This is a genomic window from Anaerococcus sp. mt242 (genome assembly GCF_016798225.1).
GTDB lineage: Bacteria > Bacillota > Clostridia > Tissierellales > Peptoniphilaceae > Anaerococcus.
Genome location: NZ_JAEUYX010000012.1, coordinates 31894 through 41789 on the forward strand (window position 1 = coordinate 31894; position 9896 = coordinate 41789).

General features: G+C 33.3%; 19 protein-coding genes and 1 tRNA gene. 13 read left to right on the forward strand and 7 right to left on the reverse strand.

The genetic code is table 11. The features are described 5' to 3' along the window. Positions 1-6 precede the first annotated feature (6 nt). Entirely contained in the window at positions 7-390 is a 384-nt protein-coding gene (locus JNO63_RS06095) for a GntR family transcriptional regulator (RefSeq protein WP_203127608.1), read from the reverse strand. Between the two features lie 125 nt (positions 391-515). Continuing rightward, positions 516-950, reverse strand: coding sequence for a large conductance mechanosensitive channel protein MscL (mscL, locus tag JNO63_RS06100; protein ID WP_203127609.1), 435 nt, complete (start codon positions 948-950; stop codon positions 516-518). A gap of 126 nt (positions 951-1076) precedes the next feature. Here mscL and JNO63_RS06105 point away from each other — a divergent pair, with 126 nt between their 5' ends. The 4 genes from JNO63_RS06105 (at position 1077) to JNO63_RS06120 (ending at position 3988) form a co-directional block, all read left to right on the forward strand. Continuing rightward, positions 1077-1655, forward strand: a complete 579-nt coding sequence (locus JNO63_RS06105) for an NUDIX hydrolase (RefSeq protein WP_203127610.1) — start codon at positions 1077-1079, stop codon at positions 1653-1655. Between the two features lies 1 nt (position 1656). After that, on the forward strand, positions 1657-2487 hold the full coding sequence (locus tag JNO63_RS06110; RefSeq protein ID WP_203127611.1) for an aminoglycoside 6-adenylyltransferase: 831 nt from the start codon (positions 1657-1659) through the stop codon (positions 2485-2487). Between the two features lie 8 nt (positions 2488-2495). After that, positions 2496-3704 carry a D-alanyl-D-alanine carboxypeptidase family protein gene (locus JNO63_RS06115; RefSeq protein ID WP_203127612.1) on the forward strand — a complete coding sequence of 403 codons (1209 nt, stop codon included), beginning with the start codon at positions 2496-2498 and terminating at the stop codon, positions 3702-3704. A 207-nt stretch (positions 3705-3911) separates the two neighbouring features. Next, positions 3912-3988: transfer RNA gene (locus JNO63_RS06120), tRNA-Arg, on the forward strand. An 86-nt stretch (positions 3989-4074) separates the two neighbouring features. Here JNO63_RS06120 and JNO63_RS06125 read toward each other — a convergent pair. The 3 genes from JNO63_RS06125 to JNO63_RS06135 all read right to left on the reverse strand — a co-directional run bounded on the left by JNO63_RS06125 (position 4075) and on the right by JNO63_RS06135 (position 6248). Beyond that, on the reverse strand, positions 4075-5160 hold the full coding sequence (locus tag JNO63_RS06125; protein ID WP_203127613.1) for a tyrosine-type recombinase/integrase: 1086 nt from the start codon (positions 5158-5160) through the stop codon (positions 4075-4077). Between the two features lie 120 nt (positions 5161-5280). Further along, positions 5281-5649, reverse strand: coding sequence for a hypothetical protein (locus JNO63_RS06130; RefSeq protein ID WP_203127614.1), 369 nt, complete (start codon positions 5647-5649; stop codon positions 5281-5283). Continuing rightward, positions 5646-6248 (reverse strand): LexA family protein, encoded by a 603-nt coding sequence (locus JNO63_RS06135; protein ID WP_203127615.1) that lies wholly within the window; start codon positions 6246-6248, stop codon positions 5646-5648. Before JNO63_RS06135 ends, JNO63_RS06130 begins: the two co-directional genes overlap by 4 nt. 156 nt (positions 6249-6404) lie before the next feature. On the opposite strand from JNO63_RS06135, the gene JNO63_RS06140 reads away from it, so the two are divergent. Next, entirely contained in the window at positions 6405-6581 is a 177-nt protein-coding gene (locus tag JNO63_RS06140) for a hypothetical protein (protein ID WP_203127616.1), read from the forward strand. A 22-nt stretch (positions 6582-6603) separates the two neighbouring features. Here the strand turns inward: JNO63_RS06140 and JNO63_RS06145 are convergent, their stop codons facing one another. Further along, positions 6604-6795, reverse strand: coding sequence for a hypothetical protein (locus JNO63_RS06145; RefSeq protein WP_203127617.1), 192 nt, complete (start codon positions 6793-6795; stop codon positions 6604-6606). A 173-nt stretch (positions 6796-6968) separates the two neighbouring features. Here JNO63_RS06145 and JNO63_RS06150 point away from each other — a divergent pair, with 173 nt between their 5' ends. Genes JNO63_RS06150 through JNO63_RS06160 form a run of 3 tightly spaced genes read left to right on the forward strand, consistent with a single transcriptional unit; the run spans position 6969 to position 8304 of the window. Further along, complete coding sequence (locus tag JNO63_RS06150; protein ID WP_338014981.1) at positions 6969-7208, forward strand: helix-turn-helix transcriptional regulator; 240 nt, start codon at positions 6969-6971, stop codon at positions 7206-7208. A 32-nt stretch (positions 7209-7240) separates the two neighbouring features. Continuing rightward, positions 7241-8044, forward strand: a complete 804-nt coding sequence (locus JNO63_RS06155) for a phage antirepressor KilAC domain-containing protein (protein WP_203127619.1) — start codon at positions 7241-7243, stop codon at positions 8042-8044. An 8-nt stretch (positions 8045-8052) separates the two neighbouring features. After that, the gene (locus JNO63_RS06160) at positions 8053-8304 is read left to right on the forward strand and encodes a hypothetical protein (RefSeq protein WP_203127620.1); all 252 of its coding nucleotides are present in this window, start codon (positions 8053-8055) and stop codon (positions 8302-8304) included. Here JNO63_RS06160 and JNO63_RS06165 read toward each other — a convergent pair. Continuing rightward, on the reverse strand, positions 8301-8489 hold the full coding sequence (locus JNO63_RS06165) for a hypothetical protein (protein WP_203127621.1): 189 nt from the start codon (positions 8487-8489) through the stop codon (positions 8301-8303). The genes JNO63_RS06160 and JNO63_RS06165 overlap by 4 nt on opposite strands. A gap of 57 nt (positions 8490-8546) precedes the next feature. On the opposite strand from JNO63_RS06165, the gene JNO63_RS06170 reads away from it, so the two are divergent. From JNO63_RS06170 to JNO63_RS06190, 5 genes are all read left to right on the forward strand, one after another. Beyond that, positions 8547-8750 carry a hypothetical protein gene (locus tag JNO63_RS06170; protein ID WP_203127622.1) on the forward strand — a complete coding sequence of 68 codons (204 nt, stop codon included), beginning with the start codon at positions 8547-8549 and terminating at the stop codon, positions 8748-8750. 13 nt (positions 8751-8763) lie between these two features. Further along, positions 8764-8940, forward strand: coding sequence for a hypothetical protein (locus JNO63_RS06175; protein ID WP_203127623.1), 177 nt, complete (start codon positions 8764-8766; stop codon positions 8938-8940). Between the two features lie 85 nt (positions 8941-9025). Further along, positions 9026-9217 carry a hypothetical protein gene (locus JNO63_RS06180; protein WP_203127624.1) on the forward strand — a complete coding sequence of 64 codons (192 nt, stop codon included), beginning with the start codon at positions 9026-9028 and terminating at the stop codon, positions 9215-9217. Further along, positions 9198-9467 carry a hypothetical protein gene (locus tag JNO63_RS06185; RefSeq protein ID WP_203127625.1) on the forward strand — a complete coding sequence of 90 codons (270 nt, stop codon included), beginning with the start codon at positions 9198-9200 and terminating at the stop codon, positions 9465-9467. Before JNO63_RS06180 ends, JNO63_RS06185 begins: the two co-directional genes overlap by 20 nt. Beyond that, positions 9464-9896 (forward strand): YqaJ viral recombinase family nuclease (locus JNO63_RS06190; protein ID WP_203127626.1); only part of this gene is annotated, 433 nt, incomplete at its 3' end. The genes JNO63_RS06185 and JNO63_RS06190, both read left to right, overlap by 4 nt.

Here is a 9896-nt window from a genome sequence, read left to right on the forward strand (position 1 = left end):
TTTCTCCTAATCATTAATTTCAATCTTATATATCATTTCTAGTAATTGTGTTAAATCTTCTAAATCTAGATTAGAAATATTAGCAAGATTTACAGCTTGGGAAAATAAGTTTTCGATTTCGCGGATATATTGTTCTTTAACAATGAGTGACTGAGTATCTCCAACAAAAAATCCACTTCCTTGTACCCCTACTATAAATCCTTCACTTTCAAGTTCAGTATATGCTCTATTTACAGTTAAGATGCTTACCTTTAATTCTTTTGCAAGGCCTCTTAGGGAGGGCAACTGTTCATTGTTTTTTAAATTGCCTTCTATAATTGCTTTAATTATTTGATTTTTAATTTGAATATAAATTGGATCTTCACTTTGCGCATTTATTAGTATATCCATTAAGTTTTTATAACTCCTTATAATAATTGTATAACTGTATATATAACAGTATAACAAATTTATTTAAATTGTAAAGCAAAATATGGCAAAAAAAAGAACCACTTACGTGGTTCTAATTAAAAGTCTTATTTTACAACTACATTTTCATTATGAATATGTGCATGTTCGTTGTGGTATCCTTCTAGTTCTGATGTACAGTTTGGACATCTTGTTGCAGAAATATCAATTTCTGTTTTACAGTAAGGACATTCTTTTGTAGTTGGTTTATCGCTAACTGGTTCAATTCTATTCATTGATTTTAATATTAAGAATAGAACTAGTGAAATGATTAGGAATGTTATAATAGCGTTAATTAAGTTACCAAATTTAAGTGTTGCACCACCTACATTTACTACTAGGTCTTCAAAATCAACACCTGCAGTTAATCCTGTAATAATTGGCATTAATAAATCTTCAACAAGTGAATTAACTATTGCTGTGAATGCAGAACCCATGATGATACCAACGGCCATGTCTAGAACACTACCCTTTTGGATAAAGTTTTTAAATTCTTTCCACATAATATTTCTCCTTTCAGAAATTTCTCAAATGACACTATTATTATACCTAAATTAGGATTTAATAAACATTATTTTTTATTTGACTAATATAAATAATTTTTATAAGATAAAGTTACAGAGGTTATTATGAAAAATTTATTGGTTGATGATGAGTTTTATGATAAAATTAAAAATTATGCTGTCCTGATTCCAATTATAGAAGTGGATGGCAAAGACCATATACTTTTTGAAGTAAGATCTAAAAATATTCCCCAGCCAGGAGAAGTGAGTTTTCCAGGTGGGAGAGTAGAAATGGGAGAGACTTTTGAACAAGCGGCTGTAAGAGAAACTATGGAAGAGTTATTGCTTGATTATGAAGATATTGAGTATCAAGGATATTCTTCTATGATTTTAAATACATCTTATATGCATGTTAAATCTTTTTATGGCAGAATACATAAAAAAATCGAAGAAATAAAGTATAATGAGGAAGTAGAAAAAATTTTTGCAGTTGATATCGACTATTTAAAAGAACATAGACCAAAAGTTTATCACACTCCATCAAGGTGGGAATTCCCAGATGATTTTCCATTTGATAAAATACCAAATGGCAGAGAATATAAATTTTGGACTGGATTTAATGATATTTATTTTTATGATACAGAGCCTGTAATATGGGGATTAACTGCAAAGCTACTAAATAATTATATAGAAAGTTTAGATTAATATGAGAAATGATATTAATAACAAACTCATCTCATATGCCAAAGCTAATGATGCAATTGAATCGATGTTTTGCATCAAAGATGAAAACTACGATTCGTTTTACAAGGTTTATACAATTGTAAATGACATTATAATTGGAAAGCTTGAAGAAGAATTAGTGGGCCTATTTGATGATGTTGTACTAGTAAATAGAATAAAAGAAGAGTTTACAATCGATAAATCTAAGGTACCTTTTACAAGTATAAATATTTACAAAAAAGACAATACTAAAATTACTGAAAGCATTATTTCTAGTGATTATGCAGATGTTTTTGTAAAAAAATTGCCTAAGGAAATTCAGTTTATCTACAACAAACCAGGTGTTGATAGACTAGATATTAATGATAATTTTAGGTACGAATCTCCAAAAGAATATGAATTTACATCAACAATCAGAAATTTCTTTGCAAATGCTATTGAAGTTTCACTATATATAACAGAAAAAGATGAAATTGCGGCAAGCCTTAAAATGGAAGAATTAAGAAGCTACTTATTAGCAATGATTGATTTTTATGTAAAAGAAAAATATGCTTATACAATGGATAAAGGATATGACGGGCAAAAGCTTAAAAGTACTTTAGATATCGACACAAAAGAAAATTTCCTTTTTACCTATCATCATGAAGACTTGATGGATATATATAATTCACTCTTTAAGGCCTGTGTCCTATTTAGAAGACTTGCTATGAATATGTGTAATGTTTTAGGTTATGCTTATCCAAAAGAAATAGATGTAGAAAGCCTTAAGATTTTAAGAAGTAATTATAAAAAACTTGAGTCATTCTTAAGTTAGGGGTATCTATGAAAAATAAAAAAATCATATCTTTACTTTTATCATTAATCTTAATTCTAGCGCCAATGCCAGCTCTTGCAGCTAATCAAAATAAGATTGTTGGTCTAGATGATAATGTAACAAGCTACATTATAGGTAATGAAAAAACAGGAGATATATATTACGAAAAAAATGCTGATGAGTCTTTGCCAATGGCTTCCCTTAGTAAATTAATGACCTATCTACTAACTAAAGAAGCAATTGATGAAGGGAAAATAAGCCCAGATCAAGAGGTTACAGTTAGTAAAGAAGCAGCCAAATATAATAGCTGGGAATATTCTGCCCTAGGCCTTGAAGAAGGAGAGACTTTTACAGTAAAAGAGCTTTTAGAAGGTTTAATTGTGGCTTCTGGAAATGATTGTGCCTATCAACTTGCAGTGACAGTAGAGGATTCTGAGACAGAATTTGCACGAAATATGACAATGAAAGCTTCAGAACTTGGCTTAAACAGTCAAATTTATTACAATGCAAGTGGAGTAGAAACAGAAAATGGTCAGGAAAATTCATCTTCTGCCAGAGACTTATTTTTACTAACTAAGCACATCATTGAAAAGTATCCTGAAATATTAGAATATGGGAGTGTACGCGAAATAACAGATCCAAGACGCAACATAAATGTAGAATCAACAGTACCATTAATAGGAGAAATACCAGGAGTAGATGGACTTAAAACTGGAACAACTGATCAAGCTGGTGCTTGTTTAATATCTACAGCTGATATGAAAAAAATCGATGATAAAGATGATTTTAGAACTATCGGTGTAGTGATGGGAGCTGATCAAAAAGACACTAGAAATAGTGTAATGAGCGATTTGATTTATTATGTAAGCCGATATTACAATCTAGAAAGTGTACTAGATGAAAACGTAGCAGTAGAATCTATAAAAACAAACACTGTAAGTCAAGGTTATGTCGATGTTTTCCCAAGTGAAAATGTAAACATAATCTTAAAAGATGGAGAAAAAGCTGCCATTAAATATGATATAAAAGATAAAATTAAGGCACCAATTAAGGCAGGAGAAGTTCTCGGTGAAGCTTATGTAAGCTATGAAGACGAAGAATACAAAGTGCCTTTGGTAGCAAAAAGTGATTTTAAAGAAGCATCTATGTTTTCAAGAATTATGAGATCTAGTGAAGATGCAGCTGACTTTTTGTTGAAGGTGTTGATTGCTAGATAGTAAGACAAGGCTGTCCGCCTTTTAGAGGACCCGTGCTACAGCACGGAATACCGCAAGCCCTTTTAGGGCTGAGGACTGTAGATTGATATTAAATTTAGTTCGGAACTTCGTTCCGACTGCTCATGTGGCGCAGGGCCTTTGTCCTCGAGCCTTGCTCTGCGGTTATTTCGCGCTATGGCGCGACTCCTCCCTAAGCCGGAGGGGCTTGTTCTAGTAGCTCAGCTGGATAGAGCACCGCCCTCCTAAGGCGGGTGTCGGAGGTTCGAATCCTCTCTGGAACACCATTAATACCGTTAGAATATTGAAATTCCAACGGTTTATATTTTGTCTGTGGGTAATATGTGGGTAATCTTACATATTATCCGCTTTTTTATTGTATTTTTTGTAACTCTTCATAAATAAATTCATCTAGGTCTTGGATATAAGAATTTGCTGTAATATTAAAATCGGTGTGGCCCATTAATTTTTGTAAGGCTTTATTATCTACTCCACTGTTGTGGGCTATGGTGGCAAAGGTGTACCTACATGTATATGGTATTTTTCTTTCTATGCCTGCATCTTTTAGTGCTGGATAGTAGATGTCATCATAAAATCTTTTATCATGTTTTAGTGCTTTACCTTTATATTCTAAAATATATCCTGACTGACTTTCTATAGTTAGATCCATTAGCAAGTTTCTTATTTTGGGATGGATAAATATTTTCCTGTTTTGTCCTGCTTCTGTTTTTATTCCAAAGTTTGATATGGTATTGGTATCAAAGTCTATATTTGACCTTTCTAATTCTCTGTATTCTCCTGGTCTCATGCCTGTAAATATCATTATAAGTACGTGTCTTATATTTGGTACTTTGTCTATTTGATCTATCATTTGGTTAATTTCATCTTTTGTAAAGATTGTTTTTTGTCTTTTTGTACCTACCGCTGCACCTCCTAATGTTAGGGTAGGGGCTAGATTGGTCACTTGGATATTGTTTCTTATGGCTGTAGTATAGATTTTGTTTACTACAAATTTTAGGTATTTGAGGGTGCCTTTGCTATATTCTTGATGCCTATATTCTCCATTTATCGTTTTGTAGTAGCCTTCTTCATCCATTTGGTCGATGATTTCTTGCAGGTCGGTGTAGGTTATTTCTGTGATATTTAGGCTATGGATAGGCTCAAATTTTTCATAGGCCGAGTCATATCTGATTTTTGTTTTGTGGGTTAGGTCTCTAAAGGCTTTGGTTTGCTTTGTTTTTTGGTATAAAGCTTCAAAGGTTTCGGTTTTTGCTGGGTCTTGATAATTAATTAGGGCGTCCATTGCCTCATTGTAGGTCTTGTAAAATCCTATGTCTTTACGGCCTTTCTTTGCTGGTAGTCTTGCTCGATATTGGTTTAATCGTGTTTTGCCTTGGGGTGTCTTTTTTACTCGCTCGATAGATCCAGTTCCGTTGGGTAGCTTTCTTCTTTTTGCCATATTGTCCTCCTTGTTGTATAATTCTATTAAGAGGCACTAAATGATATAAGAAGTCGGTTAATGTCTTTTAAAAAGTATAATTTAGCACGGGTTTTACAGGTTCCCGTGCTTTTTTATTTGTTATTGTATTGGTACTTCTTCAGCATTCTCCATGCTTGATGTGGTAAAGATTAAGTCAGGTCCTAATTCAAATTCAACATCTTTCCATATAGTGCTGCCATCATAGTATATTCCCTTACCTTCGTTATTTGTGTTTGACTCGTTATAGATTATTACATCATAGTCTGAGCTTTGGTCTTTTACAATTTCGTACCATTCTCTGATGTACTCATCTGTTACTTTAGCTTCATCTTCTCTTGTTACTGTCATGGTGCCGATTGTTTCTGTACCGGATCCATTTTTTATATCATTTTTTTCTGGCTTTATTGAGTTTCCTCCGCAAGATGTTAATGTTAGTGATAAAGCTAATGTTAATAGTATTTTTTTCATATTTTTCTCCTTATTTCTTTTACTCTGCCTAAGATTTTTATAGGCTCATCATCTGAGCCATATGTAGTTGGGGGATATGAGGGGTTTATTGGTTGTAGAGTTATTGTTCCATCGTCATTTTTTATCACAGTCTTTAGTGTTGCATCATAGCCGTTTACATATACAACACAATCCTCGCCATTTTCACACTGCGGAGTGACTTCTACTATTATAGTGTCTCCTTTAAGATATTTAGGGTACATGGAGTCTCCATCTACTATGAGGCCTATGTAGTCTTTGGATAGTTGATAATCTTTTAGGGATAATTCTTCGGTGTCTTCTATATCTTCTATTGCCTCTATAGGGATGCCTGCTGGGACACGACCATAGACGTTGATAGTTATGTAATTTTTGATTTTGGAGTCAGATTTACGGCTATTAAGCTCATCAAGTGATACGCCAAATAAATCGGCTAAAATAAGTTGTGTTTCTATATCAGGCTCTGAGTAGCCGGTCTCATAGTTAGAAACCGTTGTTTTGCCTACGTGAAGTTTATCTGCCAATTCTTTTTGAGTCCAGTTATTTTCATTCCTAAACTTTCTAATATTTTTACTAATCATACATTCTCCTTGTTCAAATATTATGAACTACTAAGTTCATAATACTATAATATCCAAATAAAATGAACTTAATCCAAAAATATTGTACTAATAAATTATTTTTACTTGACAGTCCAAATTACTTGGACTATAATATACTTAGGAAGGGAGGAAATGATGGAAATTGAAGATGAAAATAAAGTAAAAATACATTTGAATTTTAATTTTTATGATAAGTGGACTCCAGAAGAAATGCATAAAGCATTAGAAGAATATAAGGAGTATGCAGAAGCATTCGCTAAAAAAAATGATTGTGTGGTTGAAGTCCACATAAATTTAGACGCTTACAAATAGAGAGGGCCAGAAGCCCTCAATCTTATAAACCTAATTCACGTTTATCAATGGATCTCAATCTTTCGCCGTCTGGGTATTTAAGTTGATTATAAGCTTGTTTTAATGAATTTGAGTGTTCTAAGTATTTTTCAACTAATTCCATGTCGGTAAGTTTAGATAAATCTTCATCTTTTAAACGTAGGTAAATAAGGGTGTTTAAATCAGATGTATTCATAATACTATCCTCCTTTCTTTACATTGTAAGACAATTATAACACTTATAGGGGTTGTCATATAAATACTTATTATTTGTATGAGAATGGTGGATTAGAGTTGCCAGTTAGTAAAGCTAAGCTTTTAGCTAAAGAGCTTAAAATTGATTGGTGGTTGATTTATGAAGAGTAGGGGGTGATTATTATAACTAATAATAGATTGAAGGAAGAGAGATTGAAGCATAACTATACGTATGAAGATATGGCTACACTACTAGGATATAGTAGCAAAAGTACTTATATGTATATTGAAAAAGGAGTCACAAAACCGCGACTTGAAATTATGAATTCAATAGCTGACATATTTCATAAGCCAGTACAATATTTTTTTGACCTAAAAGTCCAAGAATATGGAACAGAAAATAAATATATTTAGAATAAATCCAAGAAAAATGAATAGGAGTAATTATGAATCAATTAAAAATTTTTGAGAACAATGAATTTGAAATAAGAACAACAACTATAAGCAACGAACCATACTTCGCTTTGAATGATATTTGTAAGATTTTAGAAATAAATAATCCTAGTCAAGCTAAGACAAGACTTAATAAAGACGGGGTCATTAGTAATGAGGTAGGGGTGATAACTGGAAAAAAATCAGACGGTACAAATGCTGTACAAAATGTAAAAATGAATTTTATCAATGAGTCCAACCTATACAAACTAGCTTTCCAAAGTAGAAAACCTCAAGCTGAAAGATTTACAGATTGGGTTACAAGTGAAGTCCTACCAGCAATCAGAAAGCATGGAGTATACATGTCTGATGAAGTCATAGAGAAAACTTTATCTGATCCGGACTATCTAATAATGCTAGCGACAAACTTAAAAGAAGAAAGAGCAAAAAGAGCATTGGCTGAGGCTGAGAATGAAAGAAACAAACCAAAGGTACTATTTGCTGACACAGTATCTGCTTCAAGTAGGTCTTGCTTAATGGGTGAACTTGCTAAGATGATTAGTCAAGAAGCAATAAGACAAGGCAAAATTGATGGAAAGATAGGACAAAACAAACTATTTGCTTGGATGAGAGATAACGGATACTTATGTAAGTCTGGCGAGAGAAAAAATCAACCACTGCAACAGTATGTTGAGCAAGGCTTATTTGAAATGAAGAAAGGGTCTTATGTGGATAGTAGGGGTGCTAATGTATTGACAACCACTACAAAGGTTACTGGCAAGGGTCAGATTTACTTTATTAATAAATTTTTAGGATAGGTGAAATTATGAAATTAGAAGATATAAAACAGTTTTTAGAGTTTAGACAAAAATTTACTAAAAGAGAATGGCACGAGATTAATGAGGCTGTAAGACTACAAGAAAATAAAAGAGCCGACCAAATTGTGTTGGACGACTCTGATATTAGGAAAGTCATGGTAACTATTTCTCAAAATAATCTTCTTAATCTTACTGCCGAAGAAAGAATATCAATTATGGAAGATATAGCTAATGACCTTGGTGTTTGGGACAAATATTAATCTTTGAATAGATTATCAAACTTTTCAATGTTTGGATAGTTTTTCTTTATAGAATTTAAAACAGATTTAAAAAGCTTGGCATCTTCTTTTGTTACTTCAGTCTTGCCGTTGCTGTATTCTGCAAGCAAAAGTAATAAAGATGTGGCTTGGCGCTCTGTCAATTCTATATTGACTTTTTTAGACATTATATCACCTCCTTAAGGTGATTGTACTCAATATTAAAAAGGAGGATGGGGTGACCAGTGAAAGCAAGTGACCATATAACAACAGTTGCAGAGGCTAGTAAGCTTTTAAACTGGGATGAAAAAATAATACGTGATTGTCTCAGGGCTGGGGTTTTAACTTTTGGCACTGCTATAAAAGGTACTGGAGATAATCACAAATATTACATTGATAAAAAGACTTTGTACAAGTGTGCAAATGGGGAAAAAGAATTATTTAAGTAAAGGGAGATTAAAAATGACAGTAAAAAAATTAACATTTCAAGATATTTTTAAACCGAACTACGATAAAAAAATCAACAGAAAAGCGGAAAGAAGAGATCAAAAAAGGGTCTACAAGGATATGCAAAGAGATTACAGAAAAAGAAACTGGGAGCGTATCAGAAAGGCTAGTTTAGAGGAATTTGGAGAATAAAAAGAAAGCCCAATAGACGGCAATCTATGGGCTTGGCAAAAAAGACTTATGTGGATATTATACCACAATTTGAAAGGAAGAAGAAATGAATTGTCATGACTGGGAAGAGTATAGACGCTGTTTGATGGCCACTAAAGAAGATAGATTATTTTCCTTAAGAAAGTGGCTAGAAACTAAACCTAATGAAAAAGAAAGAGATACAAAGATTTTATATATAGATTTGGAAATTGAGCGTAGGGAAAAGTTAAGGAGATATTATGAAAATCACATTTACTAAGTGCATATATCAAGACTACGAAGTGGATGTGTCTTTGCAGGAGTTTCAAGAGCGATTTAACGATAGCAAGGAGGAGGCAATCCTTGAGTATATGTTTAAGGCTACAAAGGTACGCGAGGATGTAGAGCTTGAGGATATGGAGATTGGTAGTCTTGATTATGAGGATGAAGAATACCAAAAAGAACAGGATAGGTTGTGGGCAATTGATGAAAGAGATCAAAACTCTGACTATCTAGGGAGTCTTATATGACTAATACTATTGTCAATGTAAAAGACCTAAGCCGTGAGGAGTGGTTGGAGTATAGGCAGCTAGGTATTGGTGGATCTGATGCTGCAGCTGCTTGTGGATTGAGCAAGTGGAAGAGTCCTGCCCAGCTATACCTTGATAAGACTACACCTGTTGAAACAACTGATAGTGAGAGCGAACACTTAAGGCAAGGTCGTGACTTTGAGGACTATGTGGCCCAAAGATTTACTGAGGCTACTGGTAAAAAAGTTAGGCGTGATAACTACATGATGAGCGATGAAAAATATCCGTTTCTTATAGCTGATATTGACCGTCGTGTTGTTGGTGAAGATGCAATCCTTGAGTGTAAGACTGCTAGTCCTTATGTAAAGGATAAATGGGCGGATGGGCAAATCCCTATTGAGTATGAACTGCAGTGTTTGCATTATATGA